This is a genomic window from Nitrospira sp. (genome assembly GCA_030692565.1).
GTDB lineage: Bacteria > Nitrospirota > Nitrospiria > Nitrospirales > Nitrospiraceae > Nitrospira_D.
This window is the reverse complement of the sequence record JAUYAO010000006.1, coordinates 25,144-48,614: the sequence shown is the minus strand read 5'-3', so window position 1 is coordinate 48,614 and position 23,471 is coordinate 25,144. Positions and strand designations below refer to the sequence as shown.

Genomic DNA, 23,471 nt, shown 5'->3' with positions numbered 1-23,471 from the left:
GGTTCCTTTTTCAGGATTCTAACCCCCGTGCAGACTCTGAGCAATCGGCTGTGATGCGTGCGGGGTGGTCGTGACGCCCGCGCCATGCTTGTACACCAGATCTCCGCCGGTGTGGCCGGTGGCGATGAGTGTGAGCAGCCCGACGGTTGCTATTGCCAGATAGGCCGCGAATGTTCGTGTGCTGAAGCGGTTGCGGAGCAGCAGGCGGGAAAGCAGCAGGACTGCCATGATCACGAGCGTGATGTGTGCCCAGGTTTCGTGGGCCTCGATCAGGGACTCGGCGATCCCCGCCTTTTCTGCCGCATCCTCCGCCATCCTGCCTGCAACGGCGGCTGCGATCCCACCGGTGAGGCCGAGCCCGAGCAGCCAGAGAGCCCCTTCGCGGAAACTGTCACGCGACAGGCTTGTTCCCAGGAGATCAAAGAAGACGCTCACGAATAAGAGGGCGATCGGGAAATGAACAAGGATGGGATGCAGGGGGAAGTCCATGGTCGAGGCTCCTTTGTCCGGGTCCTGGTACGATGCGGTCCGGCCGGATGAGTCCGACCGGACCGCGGCGTTCCCTGAAGGATGATGCTTACTTCTTGCTGCCGGATTCGTGCTTGGCGTCTTTGGTGTCCTCGGACACCTGGCCGGATTGCGCGTCGACCATGAATTCCCGGCTTTCTCCGCTGTTGCTCACGACGGTGATTTCATACTCCGCTTTCCCGTCTTCGTCCTCCAGTTCGGCCTCAATGACCCGGCCGGGGTACTTGTCAGTAACGGCCTTGATCGCCTGTTCTATTGAGACGGCTGTCTTGGCGATCGTCTTGTGGCCCTTGTCGGCGAGCGCCAGACCGGAAAACGCGGTGAGCGATACGGCTACACAGGCGGCGATGATGAGCTGTTTCATGATGGAACCTCCTAAGGTGAATGGATAACTGCACTGTGCCATGTGCTCAGACTACCCGTTCAGGATGAGAGGTCTATGAAGCGAAGATGAAGAATTCTTCATAGGGAGTCCGTCCCTGACGCCGGCAAGGGGCTGTCGCGCGAATACTACGCAAGTACGCGAATGTGTGTCCCACGGGTGTCCCGGCGGATTGTATGGCAGGGGCAGTTTCTTTTAGTGACCGGCTTTGGCAGGCGGGACGTGCTCAGCAGCCTGTCCGCTGTAAGCGGCGATGAGTGTCAGTTTGGTTGCCCGGTCGAGGGCTTTGATCGCCGCTTCCCGCCGCAACGCCTCTCCTTTTGAATCTGCCGTTTCGGTATAGCGAAGAGTGAGCGGTCTGCGATGCTTGGTGTACTTGGCGCCTTTGCCGGTTTCGTGGGCAGCCATTCGTTGGTCCAGGTCATTGGTAATGCCGGTATAGAGGCTGCGATCGGCACATTCGACGATATAGACAACCCACATCTCTGCGATTCCTCAATGTCCTGCGATAACACGCGTGGGTTCATCTTGCCTGTAGTCGATCTCAAATGGAATATGGTCTTTCACTCTTCTGGAGCCCCTGCATAAAAATTGAACTCCGGTGCGAGCCCGCCCGGTCTCAATGCTATACTCCGGTTCCATGACGATGACCACGACTCCCGACACAGAAATCATGCTTTCCTCCGGCAACCAGCGGGCGGTTGTCTCACCCCGGGGCGCATCCTTACGCCGGTATTTCCTGGTGGAAGCCGGCGGCAACGAGGTCGATATTGTCTGGGGTTATTCGGGAGGCAGTCAGAAGAAGGGCGGGCAGGGGGATGTCTTGATTCCGTTCCCCGGTCGCATCGCCGAGGGCCGCTATTCGTTCGACGGCGAAGTGTTTCAGCTGGAACGGAACGATAAAGAAGGTCCGAATGCGATTCACGGTTTCGTCCGGACGCTGCCGTGGCAGGTGGTTCGTACCGAGGGGAGCCGCGTGGTGTTGGCTGTTCGCCTGGAGGCCGAGCAATACGGCCGCAAGGGCTATCCGTTTTCACTCGCGATTCAAGTGACCTATGGCTTGGACGACAAGGGATTGTCCTGCTCCTTCGTTGTGCAGAATGCCGGGACGCGACCGGCGCCGGTCGGGATCGGCTTTCATCCCTATTTCACGGTTGGCACTGGAGTGATTGACGAAGCCGAGGCGAGAATTCCCGGCGCGGGCTTTCTGGAGTTCAATGACCAGCTCACCCCGACGGGAACGATTCTTCCCGCAGCAGGCACTGAGTGGGACTGTCGCGACTTCCGGCGGATCGGCACGAAGCGGTTTAATCATTGCTACGTGCAACTCGTTCGCGATGCGGAGGGGATGGCGACGGCGTCGCTTCGGCATGCCGCAAGCGGCCGGGTGGTTGATGTGACGATGGACCGTTCCTTCTCCGCGATTGTGGTGTATACCGGCGATGCCATCTCCGATGCGCCGCGCCGCGCGTTCGCCATCGAGCCGATGACCTGCGCGTCGGATGCCTTCAACCATCCTGAATGGGGTTTGAAACGGCTGGCTCCCGGGGAGCACTTTTCCGGCCGCTACAGGATCCGCCACCGGATCGAGTCCTGATCCATCTCATTCGTCCAGCGGCAGCTGTATTTCAACCTTTTCCCGCAGTTGCCTTCCGCCCGGTCAGCACCGTACATTGACGACAACCTTGGACGGCTGAAAAGGCTTGTCGCGCCTTCCTTTGCCGGGGTTGATTCAATGTGACCTATGCTTTGCCATCGGTTCACCACGATCGTCTTGCTCTGTCTGTGCTGTCTGCTATCCCCGCTCGGGTTCACGGCTGATGCAAAGCCCTCGACCACGTCCAGCGACCGGTTGATCCGGCAACAAGACGAGCTGTCCGCCCTCTGGAGCTTCTATCGGCAGGCCTACATCCGCGACGGGCGCGTGATCAGCCTGGATGAACAGGGCGTCACGACGTCCGAAGGCCAGGGCTATGCGATGTTGCGGGCGGTCTGGTCGAACGATCGCCGCACGTTTGACGAAGTGTGGCGCTGGACGCAAGCGTATCTGCAGGTACGACCGGATAAGCTCTTTGCCTGGAAGTGGAAGGGCAAGGTTCTGTCGCCGGATGCCGCGACCGATGCCGACACGGATATTGCGCTGGCTCTTATTCTCGCGTCGCGCCGGTTCGATATTCCCCGGTATGAGCAGGAGGCCCTCGCGATTCTTGCTTCCATCTGGGACCTGGAGGTGCTGCATCTGAGCACCGGTTCCTATGTCACGGCGGGAAACTGGGCGGTGCATGAAGCCTATCCGACGATCCACGTGGCCTACCTCGCGCCCTATGCCTATGAAGTCTTCGCCTCCGTCGATCGCAAGCGCGACTGGCGGAAGCTCATTGAGAGTTCCTACGCCGTCTTACATTGGCTCTACGATGAACGACAGGTTTCGCTTCCGCCCGAACTCATTTATCTCGACAAGTTGTCCGGCCGGTTGGTCATGACGCATCCCAAGGCCGGACCGGCGGCGGAGTTCAGCTACGATGCGTTCCCGCTTTTTTGGCGCGTGGCGCTGGATGCCAAGTGGTTCGGCCGTTCAGAAGCGGGGCTGCGTGAGAAGATGCTGGGCGTCTTTTGGGTGGAGTGGAAGGCGCGCGGAAAGTTCGTGGATCGCTACACGGTTTCGGGCGAGCCTCGTTCGACGCTGGAAGGGCTGCCGTTGTATGCGACGGTGCATGCGCTGGCCTCTCAGGACCTGCCGGAACTGGCCCGGCGGTTGTCCGAGCTGAAGCTTCCGCTGCTCCATGCCAATGCGTTGGCCGGCAAGAGCACGCCGTATTATCTGCATAACTGGCTGTGGTTCGATCGGGCCGTCGAACTGGATCACGTACGGCGATACGACGAGTACTTTGCCTTCTTGCGCCCGTTTGATGTGGCCGGATTCTCCGCGCATTTCGCCTGGGAGCTGGTGCTGGTCACGCTGGTCCTGTTTCTCCTGGCGCGATGGCATTGGGTCTTGAAGGTGGCGTTTCTGGTCTGTGGATTTGCGCTCTGTGTGCGGTATCTCGACTGGCGCGCGCACGAGACTCTGAATTGGGTCGAGGCCGGCGGGCCGTTCATCAGTCTGTCTCTCTGGTGTGCCGAACTCTATGCCTTTTCGACGGTCGCTCTTCTGCTCGTGCAAGTCGGGGTGGGCCGGAAATCAGCCGCAGCCAGCGCGCCTCCGGTCGCGACAGACTTCCAACCGTCGGTCGATATCTTGATCCCGATCTATTCCGAGTCCTGCGAGATTCTTGAGAAGACCTTGATCGGCGCCGAAGCGATTGCATATGGGAAGAAGCGGATCTTTGTCCTGGACGATGGCCATCGTGACGACGTGCGCGCTCTCGCGCAACGGTATGGGGCGACCTATTTCCAAGGACCGAGGCGACATGCCAAGGCGGGCAATTTGAACCAGGCCCTGACTCAGACGGACGGCGAATTGATCGTAGTGTTTGATACCGATCATATCCCGGTCTCGACGTTTCTAGCCGAGACGGTGCCGCACTTTGCCGATCCGCGCATGGGATTCGTGCAGACGCCGCACCATTTCTACAATCAGGACATTTTTCAGCGCGCCCTCGGTACCGGAGTCCGGATTCCCAATGAGCAGGATCTCTTCAATCATGCCATTCAGGGACGGCGGCATCATTGGGGGGGAGCGTTCTTCGTCGGCAGCGGGGCTGTGTTCCGGCGGACCGCGATTCAGGAGGTGAACGGCTTCAATCTGATGAGCATTACCGAGGATATCCATACCAGCCAGCATCTGCATGCCAAGGGATGGAAATCCGCCTTCGTCGATAAAGATCTGGCGGTGGGGCTGACGGCGGAGAACCTCTCGTCGTATATCGTGCAGCGCCGGCGCTGGATGCTGGGGTGCCTGCAGATCTTCCTGAAGGACAACCCGCTCTTCTGCCGGGGGCTGTCTCTGCGGCATCGGGTGGGCTACTTCGCCTCCTTATATTATTTCCTCTTTCCCCTGGCCCGCGTCGTATTCTGGATTACGCCGCTCTATTTTCTCTTGTTTCATCTCCACCCGATCTTGTCCGATGTGTCGATCCTGGTCGCCTATGTGTTGCCGTTTATGTTGATGTTGCCGTTGCTGTCTTCGGTGCTGTTGCCGGGATGGCCGCGGTTGCTCTGGTCATCCACCTACGAGGCGACGGTCGCGTTCCCGCTGTTTCGTTCCATGTTCGATCTGTTTCTGCCGAAGCGGCTGGGGTTCAAGGTGACGCCGAAGGGGTTGACGTCGGCCCACCGGACATTCGATTGGCGGTCGTCGTTGAGTCTGTTGGCCGCCACGGTGATCACCATGGGGGCGATCGCCAAGGGTCTGTGGGAATTCTGGTTTTTCGAAATCGAAAAGGACGCCTACTTCTTCAACCTCAGTTGGGCCGGGGTGAATCTGGTGACGCTGCTCATCGGATTGAGCATGGCGTGGGAGCGGCCGCAGCGGCGGGGGGAAGAGCGAGTCGGCCGGCAGTTCGACTGTGGGGTGGAGGCTCAGGGGTTTCAGTGCCAGGCGGTTACGGATGACCTGAGTCTGTCGGGGCTCTCGTTTCTCACGACCTCTGCAGATCCGATTCCGGACACGTTTGACGTAACGCTGCAGGGACGGACGCCGATGACCTGCCGGGCGAGGGTGCTGTATCACGAGATTCTGCCCGGAAAGCGGATTCGCTGCGGGGCGGAGTTTCTGGATCTGCAGGCAGCGCAGCGGCAGTGGCTTGTGATAAACCTGTTCGGCGATCCGGCGACCTGGGAGCGGGCGCACGACGCGCGTGTGCGCAGTCCGTTGCTGATGGCCGGTCATTTGTTTGCGGGCTTTTGCCGGTCAGTGAAGGCGCCGGTCACCAGGCGGCGCCGGATTCCGCGCCGTCGGTGTCTGGTTCCCGTGCGGATTCAGATCGGTCACGCCAGGCAGTGGGGGCTCCTGCGCGATCGTTCCTCCCGTGGCATGGGCGTGCTGCTGTTCGGGCGACCCGCTGAGTCCGCTGGTCCCTGGTTGATGGGTGAGGAGAAGGGGCGGTATGAGCCCCTGTATGTGCGACGACGATGGCTCTGGATCTGGCGGGCCGGAATACGGCCTACAATTTTGTCCGATGATTCGATCTCTCAGCAATAGAAAGGTGTCAGGCATGTGGTGTCGCCGGTCGTGTGCCCTGAGTGTGCTCCTGTTCATCTCGTGCTGGGCGGCGGTTCCCGCGGGGGCCGATGATTTTGTGGAGTCCTGGTATATGTCCCGGGGGCGTTCGAATCTGGAGATTGAAAACTACAAGGCGGCGATCGAAGCCTTCGAAAAAGTCGTCGAGCGTGATCCGGGCAACCGTGAAGCCATGCGGAGCCTGGGCGTCGCCTACGAAAAGCAGGGGTTGAAGGACAAGGCCATCGAGCAGTTCGACCGGTATCTCGCCCGTTGGGACGACGATGCCGACATCGCGTTTGCCCAAGCGCGGGCGTTGGAATGGTCGCGCTACGCCTATCGCGAGAAAGACATGCTGAAGTATTACCGGATGGGCTTGAAGCGAACAAACGATCCGGCGCTGCGGCTCCGGTATGCGACACATCTGGCCAGCCACAAAGAAACCAGTCAGGAAGCCGTGGCACAGTACGACAAGGTGCTGGAGACGCAGCCGCGCAATGCCGAGGCCCACCGGGGTCTGGCCAAAGCCTATGCCTGGCTGGGGCAGAATGATCTGGCCTTGTATCACGCGAATCTGGCGCGGCAGCAGACGAAGCATGAATCGGGCGATCTGACGGCGCTCCGTCAGGACATGTCGAAGGGACGGGAGCCGGCCGTCGAAGGGGTGATGGGGGTGCTGGCGCAGCCGGAGAAGCCCTATGAGTTGTACGGGTTCCGGATGGGCACACGCGGAAAATTCGATATCACGCCGTTTACGACGACCAAAGTGGAGGTCGGGGCCGAGCATTTCTGGAACTCGTCGGAGAATCGCTCCGGCGCCTATCTCTCCCTGGGCAATCAAGTGCGGTTCAATCCGTCGAATCGATTCGATGCGGTGCTGGAATATCATGGCGCGCCGCGCGGCGACGGGATGGCCTATAAGTTCGAATATGCCTACGATGGACGATCATTTTCCATTCGTCCCGGGGTCAAGCGGGAGTTCCGGTACGATTCGTTCGCGGCCTTGGCCGGGTCGCGCAGTGCCGGCCAGCTGGTGGGCTTGGCGCGGTCGACGCAGTTCTATAGTGAAGTGGCGTTCGACGTGGCCGCGTTGCATGTGACCGTGACGCCCTTTGTCGGATGGGTGACGGCGGAGCAGCTGAAGTCGAACGATCAGGTCGGAGTGGATACAAAATTGTCGTTGCCGCTCTGGCAGCAGGACAACTGGGAGATCGCCGGCGAGTATCTGTTTTATCTCACTCACTATGGGGAGAATCAGGGAGGACTCCAGCCGAGCCAGCGGGAGCCGTTCGCGGGCGGCTATTTCAGCCCGGACGTGTTCATCAATCAGATCCCCCGGCTGGCGGCGACCTATAGTATGGAGAACAAGGACGAACTCTATGTTGCCGCCGGTCCCGCTCTCCAATATATCGATGAGGCGACGAAGTCAGCCGTGTTCCGCGTCGGCGGTGATGCGCACATGGTCTATACGAAACATATTTCCAAGCCCTGGCTCTTCAAGGTGATGGCGGATTATACGCAGATCGCCAGTATTTATATGCGGATCCAGGTGAATGGGCTGTTGGTCTACACGTTTTACTAGCAGGATCGTTTCGACGGGATCGTTACTCTCAAGTTCTGTCAGTGAATTCCCGCTGGAGCATGCCGTAGAGTTCCAGGTCGACAAACCGGTCGAACCGGACGTAGTGTTCTCGCATCCGGCCTTCGTAGGTCATCCCCACTTTCTGTAGCACTCGGCCTGATGCAGCGTTGCCCTCGAAATGCGGGCTGTAGATGCGGTGCAGATTCAGTTGCATAAAGCCGTAGCGAAGGACCGCGTGCACGGCCTCGGTAGCGTAGCCCTGATTCCAGTAGGGAACGCCGAGCCAGTAGCCGAGCCGCGCGTGCCGGTGGATCTGGACGATATCCAGGCTGATCGATCCGATGACGGTTGCATTGTCCGCAAGGGTGATGGCGAAGCTGACGGCGGTGCCGTCCTCATGGGCTCGTTTCCAATCCGCGATCCATCGCTCGGCCATGCCGTTTTCGTACGGGTGCGGAAGAAATGTGCCGGTGGCAACCTCTTTTGCCCCCGCGAGGCGCTCTATGTCGGGAGCGTCCGAGAGTTGAAACGGCCGGAGGAGCAGCCGCGCGGTCTTGAAAGAAGGGGCGTCCGGCATGGCGTGATAGGCCTGTTGAGTTAGGAGGGGAAGGCAACCGTGCGGGTGGTTTCCCCTCCGTTGAACTGGCTGAGCGATAGATGATGCTGGAAATACGCTTGGGGAAAGGCGCGTGCCGGCGAGTGGATCAGGAGGCCGGCAGCTAGAATCCCAATTCCTTTTCGAGGTCGGCCTTCTTCTTGTCGAACTTCTTCTGATCCGCCTCGCTCTGTTCCGTGATCGCGCCTTTCATTTTCTCACCGGCCTTCTCCATGGCTCGCTGAGACTCCTCCCCTTTCTTCTTAATCTGGGCCGCAACTTCTTTCCCTTTGGGTGAGCCTGAGAATTCATAGTACATGGAGGCATTCATGTGGGTAAACGTGGGATCGGGGCGCTTCATGATGGTGTCGCCGCGCTGGTCGGCGCGATCCTTCGCTGGCTTGTCGCCCCCCGGCACATACTTCATCCACTCCGCGGCAGCCCTCAGCTTTTGGAGCGAATTCATGGTCGACGTTGCGACATTGGCGGCGCTACCGGACAGGCCTGGTGCGTCTTTCTCCTCGGCTTTCATGAGCCGATCAGCGTTCGCCGATGCGATCTTCGTGAGTTCCTGGCGATAGGCTGGCGGAGAGGCATAGGGCGGTCGTTCGCCGGTTTGGGGATCTCGTAGGCCGTAACGGCCCTGGTCGACGGACCAGGCTGTTTTGAACAACTGCAGATCTTCCGGCTTCATCTGCGCGGCTTTCAACATGACCCGGTTGGCTTCCGGATAGTCCCCGATGGCTTCGTAATAGCGGAATGCCGATGTCTGTCCATCCGATCGAACCGGTTCCGAGGAGTACAAGACCCCCTTCGATTCGGCTGCTTTGGCGAGATCCCGGCCGAGCTTCGGCAGATTCGCCTTCGCCGTGGCCAGGGCACTTTTGTCGTATCGATCGATACAGTCGTTTCCCATGATGGATCGGTAGGCGACGAACAGGGCGGCCGCTTGGCCGGATTGTTCGGCCTTGCGCAGCGCAGCGACCTGGGCTTTGGTCGCTTTCTCTTCATCGTCGCCCAGGCAGGGATCGTCCGCGTAGACGGATGGAGCGGTCAGGGCCAATAGGATGACGGTATAGCCGAAGACTTTGCGCCTGTTCATCGTGCCACTCTCCCTTATCGACCGAAGATGCCCTTCAGCATTTTGTTCACGTCCACGGGGCTCTCACTCTCGGCGGGTTTACTCCGGCTGCTCTCTCTCGCAGGCCGCCTCTCTCTTGGCCGCTCTTCTCCCGCATTCTTCATCATCTCGTCCAGATTGGGCATGCCCCCCTGGCCCATCATGGCGCCCATGTCGTTTTTGGTGTAGCCGGCGGGAATCTCAAAAAGGGCCGGATCCTGTTTCTCGATCTTGAGGTTGGTCAGTTCACTGGCCATGCGGATTTTTTTGTCGCCCTCCTTCGAGAGGAGGTCCATTTTCACCGTGATGCCTTCCCGACTTGTCCAGAAGAATCCACCGAATTTGGTTCCGTCCTTTTTTACCGCGACGATTTTGGATTTCGTCGTCTTGACCCCGTTGATCGGTTCTTCCCCGACGTCCTTCTGTTCGAGAATTTCCATGTCTTCCATGCCGCCCGCGTTCGACTGGGCCAGCGGCGACTCCATATACATGTTGCCGAAGAGCTGCCACATCACGTTCTTATCCCTGCGTATAATCATGATGCTGCCGCCCGCACCGCCCATTTCCGTCCGGTCCTTGTCGGGGGTGTGGTAGACGCGGGATTTCATGCTCATGCCACCGTCCGACTCCATTGTGCTGTCGGCTGAATATTCGGCTCGTGACTCACGGGGCGGTGCGGCGGCGAGGACCGTCGAGGGCACCAACATTCCCATCAACAGCAGAACGGCATAACGCGACGGTGTCATGATTCCTCCTCCTTATCAACGTGCAGGATTTCGATGAGCGAAGGCTAGCGAGAATCAGATGATGAGTCAATAGGGGGGAGCAGGAATGATGGGCGAATTATCCGTTTCACCGCCGCGGCGATTCATACCATCTGAGGGGAGCCGGTTCCCGATTAAGCCTGCCGCAATCGTTCCCCGGAAGAAATTGCCGGCTGAGGAGCCGTTCGGTCGTCAGAGTAGGCAATAAATTCATTCCCCGGCGAAGCCATCGGGCAGGGAAGGAGCACAGCGTTCTTCTCTGACCTGTCCGCTGAGAGGGGGCTCTCAAGTTCGCTGGCTTTCCAGCCGATTGGAGAGCTATCAGCGCCGATTAAGTCAGGATCAAGGCTGAGGCTTTGACCTGCGTCGCTCTTGGCTCATGGGATTGCGGGGCTGCCTGGTATTTACGATCGTCGAGTCACCATGAGAATTCTTCATCTAGGAAACGCCTACTTTCAGGAATCGTTCCGGCTGCTCGGTCATGATGTGAAATGGGCCGGGTACCATCGGACTGCCGACATCCCGCTCACGCGCTCGCTTCTCGATGCCAGGAGTCTGCTGACGCAACTGCCGCCCCATTGGTATCCGGACCTGATCGTGCTGGGGGACGAGAGTACTCAGCCGTTGGTGCTGGGACTGGAGACTCTTCCGGTGCCGGTGGTCTGGTATGCAATCGATTCGCACATCCATGCCAATTGGCACATGCATTACGCCGCGGCATTCGATGTGATTCTGGTTGCGCAGAAAGACTGGGTGCCGGCCTATCAGCTTGACGGAGACCGGCAGCATGTCTCCTGGATGCCGCTGTTCTGCCAGGGGTCTCACGATCTTGGATTCGCCAGAGAGATTCCGCTCTCGTTCATCGGTACACTCGATGCCGCCAGAAATCCCGATCGTGTCGACCTGATCCTGCGCCTACAGACTCAGTATCCGATTGTCGTGCAGTCGGGGCCGTACGATGAGATCTTCAACCGATCGATGATGGTCTTGAATCAATCCGTGGCGAACGACGTGAACTTGAGGACGTTCGAGGCCATGGCCTGCGGCGCATTGTTGCTGACGGAGCGTGTGGGGAACGGTTTCAGCGACTTGTTCCAGGACCGGACGCATTGCGCGCTGTATGAGAAGGGAAATGTCGATCACATCATCGAGATCACCGACTATTATCGTGCGCATCCGGCCGAGCGGAAAGCCATCGCCCGGCAGGGATATGAGGCGGTTATGGCGGCCCATACCAGCTTGCATCGGGCGCAAGCACTGCTGGACACGGTGGCCCGGCAGCCGCTCCATGAGTTTGTCGCCAAGCGCCAGATGCGCCAGGCGCCGATTCGCTGGTCTCTGGCGTCGGTGTATGAGAGCGCCGCGCGTACGTATGACCAGGCTGCCGCGCGGGCCGGTGAGGATATCCGAAGGCACCACTTTCTGAAGATCTCAGAGCAGTATGACACTCTTGCCAGGACGATCCGCGGCCAACTCAATCCCTTCGTTGCAGCGTAGCCCCTCCATCAGCCGGTCATGAACGATTCTTGAGGCGGGCCGTCCGCGCCCTCGGGCTCTGCCTGCTATCAGGGAATGGCCTCAGTCGGGCGGGAGTTTCTCAGGGTCGAGTTCAACGAGGAGGTGCTCGCCGTCTCCTATGGATTGGATCCTGAACACCCGTCTGTCTATGCGGATCGTGCCGGCCATCGACCTGTCTTTGATGACGAGGGTGATGTCGGAAGGGGCGGCTGTCTGTACATGGCCTTGAATGACTGTGGTTGAAAGCGCACCCGGAGTCTTTGAATCGACGACCAGTTCGTGACTGGTCTCGCCGGTCAGATCAAGAATGATTCCTGAAGGAACGGGAGCTGCGGGATCACGGAGCGCATCCAGGATCGTTTGGTGTAGGCGGATTTTCTGCTCCCGGATGATCCAGGGTTGACGGGGCGTTTGGCGTTGATCGGGAGACGAGGGCGCAGAGACCAATTCCCAGAGGTGCGTTTCAGAGGAAGGACGGGGAGCCATGCCGAGGGTGCAGAGGAGAAGTGCCGTCAGTCCGACACGAAGAAGGCCGCGACAGGTGATTCGATTACGCACGAAGCAGACTCCTTCTCATATGGCTACGGGCTGATGATCCGGAAATTGGCGGGGGCCGGGGGAGCGGTCGTATCGCCGCTGTTGCGGAAATTCGCCACGGTGCTCAAGGCATTGGTAAAGGCTCTGGCGTTGTCCGCCGAGGTGGCAGGGCTCGTGTTGTGGTCTACGCCGGTGACCCAGCTTCCTTGATAGCTGACATTGGGGTTTGAGAAATGATTGATACGCGGACAGGAGGGACTGCAGGGATAGGCCATGATCGTCCGAAACTTGCCTGCTTCTTTGTGCCCGAAGGAGTAGGGGTAGGCGCCGGTCCCTCCCTCGGCCCGATCATGCATAGACCCCATATTGTGGCCGAGCTCATGGGCGAGAGTGTAGCCGGAGATGCAGGCATCTTCGACCACACTGAACGCCGAACTTGCAAAGCTGGGGCTGACAGAACTCATGACGTAGGCGACTCCGCAGGCATCTCCGATGTTGTCTGCAATCAGCGTGACCAGATCCGCCTTGTGGGTGTTCCGCAGCGTATGCACGTCATCCAGGAATCCATCCGTCGCATTTCGCAGGCGACTCAAATCCGTGTTGTAGTTGCCGGATTCGGGATACGCGATTTCGGCGGTATGGACGAGCCGGAATTGGGTGTTGATCTGACTGTTGGTGAAGGCGGTGTTCGCCAGAGAAATGCCGAGGGCAATCAGGGCTTCAATGCCGTTTTGTCCACCATTCGCGTTCTTCGCGGTTGTGGTGTAGACCGCCAGGAGATCGATCAATGTGCTGCTATCTGCGGCTGCGGCGAAGGGAAGTATGGGCGCGGCCAGGCCGGTAGCCACATCTCCCGCTGCCGATTCGTCAGGACTCACGGGGACCGGATGGTGGTCGCTAGGAAGCAACTCGCTGTCGATTTCTGTCACGTCATGGGTGCCGTCAGCGCTGGGCTTGATCTCATAGATTGTGCGCCCCTTTCGGATCGTTCCCGCGACAGCCGCGCCCTTCATGACAAGCGTGACATCGCTGTCCTGATCCTGCTTCAACCGTCCCGTCCATGTTTGGTGGTGGAGCGTTCGTTGCGGGTCGCTTCCCGGGCTGAGATCGGCTAGTTGTGTGCCGGCGGAAAAAAGGTCGATCGTGAATTCGGTGTGTTGTGCCGGACTGATTGGATTGAGGGCACGGAGCGCGTCTGCGGTGATGTTGACGGAACGCTGATCCCGAACCCAGCGTCCCCTGGCTTTGCGCGGGGTGCTTGCCTGGGCCAACGGTGCGGACCGCTGCGGAGGGGCCGTTGTGAATAGCGGGGTCGGGGCCAGAGCCGGAATCGATCCGTCGCTTTCTGCGAGACCCGTTGTTCCAAGCGCGGCGGTGAAAAAGAGAAGGCCTGACAAGAGAAGTCCGCACAGACGACGGACTTGTGTGGGGACCAGTGTCGACTGTGCGGGGGCCATACGGTGATCCTCTTGCAACGATGAGGTTGGGGAAGGGTGCCTTATTTGTCGAGGCGATGCAATATGGGCGTCCGTCAGTTGCCGGCCTGGTACACCGCAAGGGATATGCCTGAGAGGACTGAATCAGTTCACCTTGAAGCCTTTGGAATTGCGGTGAAGCGGGGGAGGGCCGGGGCGATCACTGTACAAAAGAGGGCTCTGCTGGTGGCCGGGACAATCAGTGATGACGGAGCCGGGAGAACATCGCCGGGTCGGGATGGTCCCCAACTAGCAGGCAGAAGTGCGCTATGCCGGGAGGAATTCTCGCTGGCTGAGAGTGGCACCCTCGGCACCGTCCTTGCCTCTTGTTTGGCGAGGCGGTAAATTGAGATCGTGAGCAGTCGACTGAACGAGGGAGTCAGCCAGTGGTACGAGCATCGTTCGGATTGGGATTGGTGATAGTGGCGGCTGTCGGAGCAGTCCTTGGTGGGTGTACCGGCGGGGGAGGGGGCGACAGTGCGCCTCCGGCCGCGCAAGCTCCTGCCGCCACGGCGTCGTTGACGTTTCAATGGGATCCGGTCGCCGCATCGGACCTGGCCGGGTATAAGATTTATCGATCGACAACCGCTGGGACCTACGGAAATCCGATTGCCACCTTGCCTGCTTCCACCACGACCTATCAGATGACGAATCTGACGAAGGGTGCGACCTACTTCTTTGCGGTGTCGGCCTACGATACCAACGGGAATGAAAGCCCCTTCTCCAATGAGCAAAGCCGAACGATTCCATAGATCCTCACCTCGTCGCGCCTCTCCGGTTCCTGCTGATGGGGGGCTCACGCGCGCTGTCTAATCGGCAATAGACCGGTCTCGGCTTAGCAGGCTCTGCGACCGGCGATGTTCTGCCGGCGAGATGCTGTGCTAGTTGGGTGGTGTCGGCCGGAGAATTCGAAAGCGCACCTCGTCGGCCTGTGTATAGGCGGAGGTGCGTTCACCGGCGAATAATCCACAGCGATAGAGCCCTGGCGTCCAGCCGGTCCTAGGAGCCGGGAGGCGGAAGTAGCCGGACTGGTCATTCATGGCCATCATGACCTGGTCTTGTGCGACGGGCGGCGCGTCGCCGGTGACTTCAGCGATCTCCAGAAAACAGTGAGCGGAGAGCGGGATGGCATCGTACGACGCCGATACGAGTCCGAACACCAGGTAGATCTCGGGTTGTGTGGAGGGGAAGGTGTCATTCGGATTGAGCGGAATGAATTCGTGCGCGCCGGTCGGGAAATCGTCACGGATGACCTTGCCGGCCGATATGACAAAGCGAAACCAGCTGAAATCGGCGTCCCGGCCCATCAGTGAGGCCTGCGGATCTAACGCCTTCTGCGGTGTGAGCCGTTCCAGAGCTTTTTCAAACAGGGCTTCTTCCGCCAGCGCCGTGGACGGGGATTTTTCTCGGGGCGGGGCGGCAGCCGCCGCCGCTTCCGCTGCTTTCATCTGGGCTAATTCAGGGACATGCGGACGGATCTTGTCGAGCCACCGGGCCAGTTTGTCCTTTGCGAGCACGCGTGTGCCGGCGGGCAGTTGGACATCTTTGTTGTTTTGTTCAAACTCCACGGCGGTGTCATAGAGCGTTTGAAAATGCACGAACGCGTCTTCCCACTGCTCGAGTTCCACGAGGCAGACTCCCATGCGAAACACCGTATCGGCGTAGTCGTCCTCGCTGGGATTCATGTTGAGTACATTGCCGAAGATGGCCAGCGCCTCTTTGCATCGCCCGAGCTGCATGAGGGTCAGTCCTAATTGATGGGTGGCCAGCGTGTCTCTGGGGTTGAGCGTCATGATTCGCCGGTAGATCGGCTCGGCTTCCTGATAGCGACCGGCTGAGAAGAGTCTCCAGGCATCGGCGCGAATCGCGGCCCATTCTTTCAGTTGTTTCTCGGTCGCATCCGGCGTGAGCGCGGGGGTAAAGCGGCGGCCCCGCTCCATCGACTCGTAATGCTGCGCGAGTTGGTTCTTGGCCGGGAGCTCCAGCGGAGAGCCCGGGGGCACTTTGTTGAGGACGTACTGCACGTCGGCATCGGCCCCGCGATAGTCCAGAATGTCGAAGCGCGCCCGGGCCATCGCCAGTCTCCAGCCAAGGAGCTCTGGCGCGAGCGCCACGGCTTTCTGATAGGACATCAGGGAGTCTTCCAGACGGTCGAGCTTACGGAGCTCCTGAGCGAGGCGCAGATGCACGAGTGGATTCTGGGGGTCGATGTTTTCAATGCGCTGCAGCTCAGCCAGCGATTCCTCCGCCTGCCCCCAGCGCATCAACACACTCCATTTAGCCCAGCGGACATCCAGGGCGGTCGGTTGTTGGGCGAGGGCGGTTTCGTAGGCCTGCACCGCTTCCTGAGGGCCACGGGCGGCGGCGAGGATGTCCCCGCGCAATTTATGGAGCGTGAGAGCCCGAGGGTGGTGATGAATCCCTTCTTCGATCAAATCGAGTGCCGGTACAATGGCGCCGCTTTCCCACACGGCCTTGGCCTGTTCCGCCAAGCGCTCAGGGGACACGTGCTGTGGATCCTGTGCCCATGCGGCAGTGGTTGTCGCGAGGATCGCCGTGAGCCAGACGATCCGAAGTACGATCCCGTATCGGCAACGGAGTACGGGGATGGTCTGAGGCCTGTGCAATACGACAGCGCTGTTTCCGAACATCCTGCTCCTCTAAGCTGGAGGTCGATGGTTCAAGATACACCGGGATTCTGAAATTCACCACTCCGGGCTATCGGGATGAGCCGGCCTGGCGTATGAGAGACCGTCATATTGAAAGGGATTCACTTTCCTTGGCGAGGTCGCTCCGCAACAGTGCCCTGGTCCGACTTGACTCAAAAACCGAGAGCGGGTAGCGGGAAGAATGACACGCACCGTTTGACGCTGGTTCCCAGTTTGATAAGCTGGTCACGGGTGAGGCGACGGTTTCTTATGAGAAGCGTGAGGCGTTTGTTGAGACCGTCGAATGCGTGCTTGGCTGAGGGAAATGATGTGCTCCGGCGAGATGCCGATGACCGGGCCGATTCAGGGGAGGGCTGGCAATGATTCTGGTTACTGGCGGTGCGGGTTACATTGGTTCTCACACCTGTGTGGAGTTGCTGCAAGCCGGATTTGAGGTCACTGTTTTCGATAATTTCAGCAACAGCCACCCTGAAGCGTTGGCGCGCGTGCAGCGCATCACCGGAAAGCCTGTCCCGCTGGTCCGCGGCGACTGCCGCGATCGTGCCGCTCTGGTTGCCGCGTTGCGCACGAGCAAGGCCACAGCGGTGATTCACTTTGCCGGGCTGAAGGCCGTGGGCGAGTCGGTGGAACAGCCGCTGTCCTACTATGATAACAATGTGGTCGGTACATTACGCCTGTTGGAAGCGATGAGTGAGTGCGGGGTAAAGCAATTGGTGTTCAGCTCGTCGGCCACCGTGTACGGCGACCCGCAACGGTTACCCTTGACGGAGGATCATCCTCTCTCGGCGACCAATCCGTATGGCCGCTCAAAGTTGATGGTAGAGGAAATCTTGCGCGACTTGCAGCGGAGCGATCAATCCTGGCGGCTCTGCATTCTGCGGTACTTCAACCCGGTGGGCGCCCATGCCAGCGGGTTGATCGGAGAAGATCCCCGTGGTGTACCGAATAACTTGCTTCCTTTTGTGGCGCAGGTCGCTGTGGGGCGTCGGGCGAGTCTCAATGTCTGGGGCGGCGACTATCCCACTCCGGACGGAACGGGTGTTCGAGACTACATTCATGTGGTGGATTTGGCTCTCGGGCATCTCAAGGCGTTGCAGGCGCTGGAGCGGTCCAAGCAGATGAAGGAGTGCTTGACGGTGAATTTGGGAACGGGGAACGGGTATAGCGTGTTGGAAATCGTGCGGGCGTTTGAGCGAGCCAGCGGAAAGCCGGTTCCATATCAGGTCGCGTCCCGGCGTCCCGGCGACATTGCCTCCTGCTATGCCGATCCGAAGCAGGCGCTGGCGCAATTGGGCTGGCGCGCCGAACGGGGATTGGATGTAATGTGCGCCGATGCCTGGCGTTGGCAGAGTACGAATCCGAAGGGGTATGCCGCCTGATGATCTTTCCGGCCCGTCTTTCCATGAACAGGTTTTCTTCCTCTTCCGGTCGGGTTGCCTAGAAAAGTAGTGATGGTCTTCGGGGCGGCCGTGGTAGACTGCGTCCCAATTGTCATCTTCTGATCGGTCACTCACGTTCCACATGTTCGACCTCATTCTCTATCAGCCTGAAATTCCCCCCAACACGGGTAATATCATCCGCCTGTGTGCGAACACGGGCGTTCGCTTGCATTTGGTGAAGCCGCTCGGTTTTTCGCTGGAGGACAAGCAGCTATTGCGCGCCGGGCTGGACTATCACGAGTTTGCCACGATCACCGTGCACGAGAGCTGGGCGGATTGTGCGGAGAAGTTTACGCATCGCCGAATCTTTGCGGCCTCGACGAAAGGGACGCGCCGCTATGACCTGAATGTCTATGCGTCGGGGGATGTCTTTCTCTTCGGCCCTGAAACCCGGGGGTTGCCGGTCGAACTTATCGAGGCGGTCCCTGAGGCTCAGCGTATTCGCGTGCCGATGAGGCCCGAGAGCCGCAGTTTGAATCTCTCGAACGCGGTGTCGGTGGTGCTCTATGAAGCCTTGCGGCAGACGGGATTCGAGGGGTGTCGATAGTCAGGGCGAGGGTGTCTGTCAGACGTCGTTGTCGGCCAGGTAGCGCCCGAGCCCTTCCTGCTCAGCGTAGTAATAGGCATAGTGCAGTGTCGCGAGGTTGGCGACGCGCTCTTCCGCCTCGTCTCGATGCTCCGCATAAATAATCTGCAGCCCAAAGCGCGCGGTCAGCGCATCCAGAAAATCGAGCAAGCCGTTCTTGTGATACTGGCCGAGGCGTCCGCTGGCGAGGCGCTGAAAAAGCGCGCCTTCAATCACCAGGAAACGATGAGGGATCGTGAGGAGCGGTTCCAGCTCGCGCATGAATCGCTGCCGGTTTTCCGAGGGGTTGGAGAAAATCGTATTGAGTTCCTCCGCGCGCTTCCGTTCGACACGAAAGATGTCCGGCGCTTCGGCAATGGCGTAGTCGCCGGCTTGGAGGGTTTGGCGGCTGGTGCCGGCAATTCTGCTTAGGCCGGAGAAGATGTAGGGCATGTGTTCGCGGGTGTCGACGAGGATGTGAATGGCCGGCACCGCGATTTTGGGCTGATTCTTTCGAGACAGCATGATCGGAAGGTGCGGTCCGCGTTGTTCGCTGCGCGATCGGGGCGGCGGCGTTTGCGGGTGCACAGAGGTCGGCGCGCGCGGTGGGGGAGTCGGGGAGGCGGTGGTGTGCGGGCGTACGGGCGTGGAACTGGTCGTGGCGTCGTAGCGCTGGCGAGAGGTCGGGTCGTTGAGCGTTTGATACGCCTGATTGATTAAGGTCGTGCGGGCTTCGGCTTTGCGCTGCAGGACCGGCGCATGGGTGAATCGATCCGGATGCCAGACTTGGAGTTGTTCGTGCCAGGCCTTTTTAATGTCTTCGCTGGTGGCCGTCGGCGATAGTTCGAGCACTTGATAGTACGTGAGCATGCGATTCCCCTGACAGGTTCTCTTTTGGGCGAGTGTAGCGGAGTTAGGGCGTAGAGATCTACCGTGTAAGCGGTACTCAGGGCCTGCTGGAGGGGGAGTCTGTGGGGGGCTGATCGCTGATCAGAGGGCCTGCCTGATAAGTTGCCGCGAGGGAAGGCATCTGATAGATTCGCGCCCGGCAGGATGCTGAAAAAGTCCGCCAGCGGGGTTCTCGCTTCACTCAGAGGCTCACCGTATACAAGAGTCGACTTGAGGCGAAGGGCCTATCCGCTCGCATGTGATAGAAGCGAGCGGGTCAAGCGAAGCTTGGTATGTACCTCCTCGGCTCTTCACTCGCTGCGGCCTTGCTGAACGGACTTTTTGAGCATCCTGCTATACACTCGATTTTTCATCCACCATCAGACAGAGGAACGCGCGCGTGATTGGGGCCTGAGGGGCTTCTCAATCAGACCGCTTCCGGAAAGCGCCGGCGTACATTTCTATGGCTTCTTCACCCAAGGTCGTTGTGTCGGATTCAGCTCAGGAAAAGATTGTTCGCCTCATTGCGACAGAGCTCAGCGTCGGCGCCCATCAGGTGGCCGCAGCGGTGGCATTGCTTGATGAAGGTTCGACTGTGCCGTTCGTGGCGCGTTATCGGAAAGAAGCCACGGGAAATTTAGACGACACACATCTCCGCACGCTGGAAGAACGGTTGCGCTATCTGCGCGAGTTGGAAGAGCGGCGGGCGACGATTCTGGCGTCGATCGAGGAGCAGGGGAAGCTGACACAGGACTTGCGGGGGACGATCGAATCGGCGGCGACCAAACAGACGCTCGAAGATTTATATCTGCCGTACAAGCCCAAGCGGCGCACACGCGCGCAGATCGCCCGCGAGGCTGGGTTGGAGCCGTTGGCCGATGCGTTGCTCGCAAATCCCATGCTGGATCCCGAACAGGAAGCCGTCAAGTACGTGATCGTCAAGCCGGCTAGCGACGGGGTTGAGGCGATCAATGTCCCCGATGCGAAGGCGGCGCGCGAAGGGGCCCGTGACATTCTGGTCGAGCGCTTTGCGGAGACCGCCGAGTTGCTGGCGGCGCTTCGGACGAGGCTCTGGGAGCAGGGCTACGTCACCTCGACCGTGGTGAAGGGGAAAGAGACGGCGGAGGAAGAAAAATTTCGCGACTACTATGCCTACTCCGAGACAATCCGCACGATTCCATCCCATCGTGCGCTCGCCCTGTTTCGCGGCTGGGGGTTAGGCGTCTTGAAGGTTGAGCTGGGGCTCAGTGAGCAGCTGGAGGCGATGGTGCCGCATCCCTGTGCCGCGATGATCGCGGGGCATGTCGGGATCGCGGATCGCGGCCGGCCCGCCGACAAGTGGCTGGCCGATGTCTGTCGCTGGACCTGGCGCGTGAAAATTCATCTGCATCTCAGTACGGAATTATTGTTGCAGCTGCGTGAAGCGGCGGAAGCGGAAGCGATCAGAATCTTCGGCCGCAACTTGCATGAACTGCTGTTGGCGGCGCCCGCCGGTCCGAAGGCCGTGCTGGGTCTCGATCCAGGGCTTCGGACCGGTTGCAAGGTGGCGGTCGTCGATGCCACAGGCAAGCTGCTGGAAACGGCGACGATCTATCCGCACCAGCCGCGCAATGAGTGGCAAGAGTCGTTGGCGACGCTGGGGCGATTGGTGCTGCAGCACGGAGTGGAGCTGATATCGATCGGGAACGGCACGGCCAGCCGCGAGTCCGATAAGCTGGCGACGGAGTTGGTGAAGCTGATTGCGACGAAGAAGCCGGAGCAGAAACTGGCGAAGATTGTCGTCAGTGAAGCCGGGGCCTCGGTCTATTCTGCGTCGGCGTTTGCCGCGGCCGAGTTTCCTGCGTTGGATGTAAGTTTGCGGGGTGCCGTCTCCATTGCCCGTCGTCTGCAAGATCCGCTGGCCGAATTGGTGAAGATTGAGCCGAAAGCGATCGGCGTCGGTCAGTATCAGCATGATGTCAATCAGCACTTGCTGGCGCGCTCGCTCGATGCGACGGTGGAAGATTGCGTGAACGCCGTCGGAGTCGACGTCAATACCGCGTCGGTTCCGCTTCTGGCGCGGGTGTCCGGTCTGAATCAGCTGTTGGCAAAGCATATCGTCGAATACCGCGATGCCAATGGGCCGTTCCGGAACCGCATCACGATGCGCAAGGTGCCTCGGTTGGGCGAGAAGACGTTTGAGCAAGCAGCCGGATTCTTGCGGATCAACGACGGCGACAATCCCTTGGATCGCTCGTCGGTCCATCCGGAGGCCTATCCGGTGGTCGAGCGCATTCTCGCGCGTGTCGGCAAAGGCATTACGGAGGTCATGGGGCAGCCGGCGTTGTTGAAAGGGTTGTCGCCGGCTGAATTTACCGATGAGAAGTTCGGCGTGCCGACCGTGCGCGATATCCTGACGGAGCTGGAAAAGCCCGGTCGCGATCCGCGCCCGGAGTTCAAGACGGCCACATTCCAAGAAGGCGTCGAGTCTTTGACCGACTTGCATCCGGGTATGGTGCTCGAAGGCGTCGTGACGAACGTGGCGGCGTTTGGGGCCTTCGTCGATGTCGGTGTCCATCAGGACGGGCTTGTGCATGTGTCGGCGCTGGCCAACACGTTCGTCAAGGATCCGCATGAGGTGGTGAAGCCGGGTCAAATCGTCAAGGTGAAGGTGATGGAGGTTGACGTGAAGCGTCAGCGCATCTCCTTGACGATGCGTCTCGATGACGCGCCAGGGAGTGCGGCTTCTTCGCGTCCGTCATCGGGCGAGGCCGGTGCGGGCGTGCCGCCCGAGTCGCAGGGGCGGCGCCAGCCAATGGCTCAACGTCCTGTGGATCGGCAGCCACCGCCCGGTGGGACGATGGCCATGGCATTAGCCTTAGCGCGCGCCAAGCAGAAGTCGTCATAGTCTGATTGTCCGGAATCGGCCGTCGATCGAAGTGGAGACGGCCGTGGCGGGGGCCTGTCAGCACGGTGGCAGGTCCCCCCATCGGTTGCTTTCAAGTAGAAACTGCGTATTGCTCCGTTGTGTTCTCATTGCAAGCCTCTCCTCACGGTCGATCTTTCCTACTCATCGGCTCGTAGCGTTGCCGCAGGGGTGAGGTTCAGAAGCGATCCGGGCTCGTCATGGTGTTGGGCAGGATTGCCGCGCCTCCTCTTCACGTAAGGTTCATTTCCATCATCGATCAAGTAGCAGGGCTGCGGCGGCAGGCCGTGCGATTCGTTTCATGTCCCCACATAAGAGGGGGGATTGACGCACGGTAGGACTCCTTGCTATATAATCAGGAGTCCTTAATAGTAGGCAAGTGTTATTGGAAAGGAGCTAGGGATGGATACGGTGAAGGTGTTCGATACGTGGGTGGAGGTGCCGGGAAAGACCCTGCACTTTGACGTTATGACGGGGGATCAGGCGACGGCTCTCAGATTGGCGAATGAGTATGTGGCGGCCCAGGGGTATGCGGCGGTTGCGGTCACGGCGGAGGAGTGCCGGTTCTGCCACCAGGAGCCCTTGGTCATGTTTACGGAGCATCAGCAGAAGGAGTTCCGGCAAACCGGCGGATTCATTGTGTCCTTATCTGCGTAAAGGAGCGTCCAATGGGGAAACGCCTTCCGATGCACGGTGAAAAGACCATAGTTGATCATATTACGGCGGGCCTGACCAAAGTCGCCGCTGCATTGCGAAGCCAGGCTTGGGAGGGTGGCACGGCGCGTAAGCTCACTCCGACACAGGGGCAAATCCTGGTCCTCTTGGAGGAACGGGACGGCCAATCAGTTCGGCTGAACGACGTGGCGTCCGCACTGTGCCTGTCGGCGGCGACAGCGAGCGATGCCGTCATCACGCTTGTCGAGAAGCAGTTGGTCAAGAAAGAACGTTTGGCGGAAGACCAGCGGGCGCTCGTGCTGACGCTCACGGCAGCGGGGCGACGCGAAGTCCGCGAGACAAGGGGATGGACTGAGGTCGTCGATGCCGGCGTCAAAAGTCTCACGCCGGACGAGCAGGCGATATTCCTGCGAGGGCTCACCAAGGTGATTCATTCGCTGCAGGGCCAGGGGGTGATTTCGGTCGCGAGGATGTGCGCAGGGTGCGCCTATTTTCAACCCTATGTCCATGCCGATGCCGCCAGGCCGCACCATTGCGGACTGGTGAATAAGCCGATGGGCGAGGGGCAATTGCGGATCGATTGTCCTGACTTTGTTCCAGGGCGAGAAGCCGATCAACTGCGTCGGTGGCAGGCGTTCGTGAGTGGTGGGGAGGGGCGGTAAGCCCTA

General features: G+C 59.8%; 20 protein-coding genes. 10 read left to right on the top strand and 10 right to left on the bottom strand.

The genetic code is table 11. The annotated features are described in order from the left end of the window. Window positions 1-18 precede the first annotated feature (18 nt). The 3 genes from Q8N04_01880 to Q8N04_01870 form a co-directional block, all read right to left on the bottom strand. Window positions 19-489: a DUF2231 domain-containing protein gene (locus tag Q8N04_01880; protein MDP3089399.1), complete on the bottom strand. Its 471-nt coding sequence runs from the start codon at window positions 487-489 to the stop codon at window positions 19-21. An 88-nt stretch (window positions 490-577) separates the two neighbouring features. After that, window positions 578-892, bottom strand: a complete 315-nt coding sequence (locus Q8N04_01875; protein MDP3089398.1) for a PepSY domain-containing protein — start codon at window positions 890-892, stop codon at window positions 578-580. Window positions 893-1,105: 213 nt separating this feature from the next. Continuing rightward, window positions 1,106-1,393, bottom strand: a complete 288-nt coding sequence (locus Q8N04_01870) for a GIY-YIG nuclease family protein (GenBank protein MDP3089397.1) — start codon at window positions 1,391-1,393, stop codon at window positions 1,106-1,108. A gap of 163 nt (window positions 1,394-1,556) precedes the next feature. Here Q8N04_01870 and Q8N04_01865 point away from each other — a divergent pair, with 163 nt between their 5' ends. The 3 genes from Q8N04_01865 to Q8N04_01855 all read left to right on the top strand — a co-directional run bounded on the left by Q8N04_01865 (window position 1,557) and on the right by Q8N04_01855 (window position 7,653). Further along, complete coding sequence (locus Q8N04_01865) at window positions 1,557-2,507, top strand: hypothetical protein (protein MDP3089396.1); 951 nt, start codon at window positions 1,557-1,559, stop codon at window positions 2,505-2,507. Between the two features lie 147 nt (window positions 2,508-2,654). Then, window positions 2,655-6,053 (top strand): glycosyl hydrolase family 8, encoded by a 3,399-nt coding sequence (locus tag Q8N04_01860; protein ID MDP3089395.1) that lies wholly within the window; start codon window positions 2,655-2,657, stop codon window positions 6,051-6,053. A 13-nt stretch (window positions 6,054-6,066) separates the two neighbouring features. Next, window positions 6,067-7,653, top strand: coding sequence for a tetratricopeptide repeat protein (locus Q8N04_01855; GenBank protein MDP3089394.1), 1,587 nt, complete (start codon window positions 6,067-6,069; stop codon window positions 7,651-7,653). Between the two features lie 28 nt (window positions 7,654-7,681). Here the strand turns inward: Q8N04_01855 and Q8N04_01850 are convergent, their stop codons facing one another. From Q8N04_01850 to Q8N04_01840, 3 genes are all read right to left on the bottom strand, one after another. Next, a complete protein-coding gene (locus tag Q8N04_01850) occupies window positions 7,682-8,230 on the bottom strand; it encodes a GNAT family N-acetyltransferase (protein ID MDP3089393.1) in 549 nt (182 codons plus the stop codon). 142 nt (window positions 8,231-8,372) lie between these two features. After that, a complete protein-coding gene (locus tag Q8N04_01845; GenBank protein ID MDP3089392.1) occupies window positions 8,373-9,350 on the bottom strand; it encodes a hypothetical protein in 978 nt (325 codons plus the stop codon). Between the two features lie 14 nt (window positions 9,351-9,364). After that, window positions 9,365-10,114 carry a hypothetical protein gene (locus Q8N04_01840; protein ID MDP3089391.1) on the bottom strand — a complete coding sequence of 250 codons (750 nt, stop codon included), beginning with the start codon at window positions 10,112-10,114 and terminating at the stop codon, window positions 9,365-9,367. A 441-nt stretch (window positions 10,115-10,555) separates the two neighbouring features. Between Q8N04_01840 and Q8N04_01835 the strand changes: the two genes are divergently transcribed. Continuing rightward, a complete protein-coding gene (locus tag Q8N04_01835) occupies window positions 10,556-11,629 on the top strand; it encodes a glycosyltransferase (protein MDP3089390.1) in 1,074 nt (357 codons plus the stop codon). An 81-nt stretch (window positions 11,630-11,710) separates the two neighbouring features. Here the strand turns inward: Q8N04_01835 and Q8N04_01830 are convergent, their stop codons facing one another. Together Q8N04_01830 and Q8N04_01825 are read right to left on the bottom strand one after the other, a co-directional pair. Then, entirely contained in the window at window positions 11,711-12,208 is a 498-nt protein-coding gene (locus tag Q8N04_01830; protein ID MDP3089389.1) for a hypothetical protein, read from the bottom strand. Between the two features lie 23 nt (window positions 12,209-12,231). Beyond that, window positions 12,232-13,644, bottom strand: a complete 1,413-nt coding sequence (locus tag Q8N04_01825; protein MDP3089388.1) for a M12 family metallo-peptidase — start codon at window positions 13,642-13,644, stop codon at window positions 12,232-12,234. Between the two features lie 404 nt (window positions 13,645-14,048). On the opposite strand from Q8N04_01825, the gene Q8N04_01820 reads away from it, so the two are divergent. Next, window positions 14,049-14,414, top strand: coding sequence for a fibronectin type III domain-containing protein (locus Q8N04_01820; GenBank protein ID MDP3089387.1), 366 nt, complete (start codon window positions 14,049-14,051; stop codon window positions 14,412-14,414). Window positions 14,415-14,543: 129 nt separating this feature from the next. On the opposite strand, the gene Q8N04_01815 is transcribed toward Q8N04_01820, so the two are convergent. Then, a complete protein-coding gene (locus Q8N04_01815) occupies window positions 14,544-16,313 on the bottom strand; it encodes a tetratricopeptide repeat protein (GenBank protein ID MDP3089386.1) in 1,770 nt (589 codons plus the stop codon). Window positions 16,314-16,690: 377 nt separating this feature from the next. Between Q8N04_01815 and galE the strand changes: the two genes are divergently transcribed. Then, window positions 16,691-17,710, top strand: coding sequence for a UDP-glucose 4-epimerase GalE (galE, locus tag Q8N04_01810; protein ID MDP3089385.1), 1,020 nt, complete (start codon window positions 16,691-16,693; stop codon window positions 17,708-17,710). 142 nt (window positions 17,711-17,852) lie between these two features. Continuing rightward, entirely contained in the window at window positions 17,853-18,317 is a 465-nt protein-coding gene (trmL, locus tag Q8N04_01805; protein MDP3089384.1) for a tRNA (uridine(34)/cytosine(34)/5-carboxymethylaminomethyluridine(34)-2'-O)-methyltransferase TrmL, read from the top strand. A gap of 18 nt (window positions 18,318-18,335) precedes the next feature. Here trmL and Q8N04_01800 read toward each other — a convergent pair whose 3' ends face one another. Further along, on the bottom strand, window positions 18,336-19,205 hold the full coding sequence (locus tag Q8N04_01800; GenBank protein ID MDP3089383.1) for a DnaJ domain-containing protein: 870 nt from the start codon (window positions 19,203-19,205) through the stop codon (window positions 18,336-18,338). A 481-nt stretch (window positions 19,206-19,686) separates the two neighbouring features. On the opposite strand from Q8N04_01800, the gene Q8N04_01795 reads away from it, so the two are divergent. The 3 genes from Q8N04_01795 to Q8N04_01785 all read left to right on the top strand — a co-directional run bounded on the left by Q8N04_01795 (window position 19,687) and on the right by Q8N04_01785 (window position 23,465). Further along, a complete protein-coding gene (locus Q8N04_01795) occupies window positions 19,687-22,110 on the top strand; it encodes a Tex family protein (GenBank protein MDP3089382.1) in 2,424 nt (807 codons plus the stop codon). A 420-nt stretch (window positions 22,111-22,530) separates the two neighbouring features. Continuing rightward, the gene (locus tag Q8N04_01790; protein MDP3089381.1) at window positions 22,531-22,785 is read left to right on the top strand and encodes a DUF2024 family protein; all 255 of its coding nucleotides are present in this window, start codon (window positions 22,531-22,533) and stop codon (window positions 22,783-22,785) included. 11 nt (window positions 22,786-22,796) lie between these two features. Beyond that, complete coding sequence (locus Q8N04_01785; GenBank protein ID MDP3089380.1) at window positions 22,797-23,465, top strand: MarR family winged helix-turn-helix transcriptional regulator; 669 nt, start codon at window positions 22,797-22,799, stop codon at window positions 23,463-23,465. Window positions 23,466-23,471: the final 6 nt, after the last annotated feature.

What these genes read in the sequence shown, in the direction of transcription:
- Q8N04_01785 (MDP3089380.1), top strand. Translation starts at nt 22,797, where the DNA reads ATGGGGAAACGCCTTCCGATGCACGGTGAAAAGACCATAGTTGATCAT.
- Q8N04_01860 (MDP3089395.1), top strand. Translation starts at nt 2,655, where the DNA reads ATGCTTTGCCATCGGTTCACCACGATCGTCTTGCTCTGTCTGTGCTGT.
- Q8N04_01850 (MDP3089393.1), bottom strand. Translation starts at nt 8,230, where the DNA reads ATGCCGGACGCCCCTTCTTTCAAGACCGCGCGGCTGCTCCTCCGGCCG.
- Q8N04_01870 (MDP3089397.1), bottom strand. Translation starts at nt 1,393, where the DNA reads ATGTGGGTTGTCTATATCGTCGAATGTGCCGATCGCAGCCTCTATACC.
- Q8N04_01880 (MDP3089399.1), bottom strand. Translation starts at nt 489, where the DNA reads ATGGACTTCCCCCTGCATCCCATCCTTGTTCATTTCCCGATCGCCCTC.
- Q8N04_01840 (MDP3089391.1), bottom strand. Translation starts at nt 10,114, where the DNA reads ATGACACCGTCGCGTTATGCCGTTCTGCTGTTGATGGGAATGTTGGTG.
- Q8N04_01790 (MDP3089381.1), top strand. Translation starts at nt 22,531, where the DNA reads ATGGATACGGTGAAGGTGTTCGATACGTGGGTGGAGGTGCCGGGAAAG.
- Q8N04_01815 (MDP3089386.1), bottom strand. Translation starts at nt 16,313, where the DNA reads ATGTTCGGAAACAGCGCTGTCGTATTGCACAGGCCTCAGACCATCCCC.
- Q8N04_01875 (MDP3089398.1), bottom strand. Translation starts at nt 892, where the DNA reads ATGAAACAGCTCATCATCGCCGCCTGTGTAGCCGTATCGCTCACCGCG.
- Q8N04_01855 (MDP3089394.1), top strand. Translation starts at nt 6,067, where the DNA reads ATGTGGTGTCGCCGGTCGTGTGCCCTGAGTGTGCTCCTGTTCATCTCG.
- Q8N04_01795 (MDP3089382.1), top strand. Translation starts at nt 19,687, where the DNA reads ATGGCTTCTTCACCCAAGGTCGTTGTGTCGGATTCAGCTCAGGAAAAG.
- Q8N04_01865 (MDP3089396.1), top strand. Translation starts at nt 1,557, where the DNA reads ATGACCACGACTCCCGACACAGAAATCATGCTTTCCTCCGGCAACCAG.
- Q8N04_01835 (MDP3089390.1), top strand. Translation starts at nt 10,556, where the DNA reads ATGAGAATTCTTCATCTAGGAAACGCCTACTTTCAGGAATCGTTCCGG.
- Q8N04_01845 (MDP3089392.1), bottom strand. Translation starts at nt 9,350, where the DNA reads ATGAACAGGCGCAAAGTCTTCGGCTATACCGTCATCCTATTGGCCCTG.
- Q8N04_01800 (MDP3089383.1), bottom strand. Translation starts at nt 19,205, where the DNA reads ATGCTCACGTACTATCAAGTGCTCGAACTATCGCCGACGGCCACCAGC.
- galE (MDP3089385.1), top strand. Translation starts at nt 16,691, where the DNA reads ATGATTCTGGTTACTGGCGGTGCGGGTTACATTGGTTCTCACACCTGT.
- Q8N04_01825 (MDP3089388.1), bottom strand. Translation starts at nt 13,644, where the DNA reads ATGGCCCCCGCACAGTCGACACTGGTCCCCACACAAGTCCGTCGTCTG.
- trmL (MDP3089384.1), top strand. Translation starts at nt 17,853, where the DNA reads ATGTTCGACCTCATTCTCTATCAGCCTGAAATTCCCCCCAACACGGGT.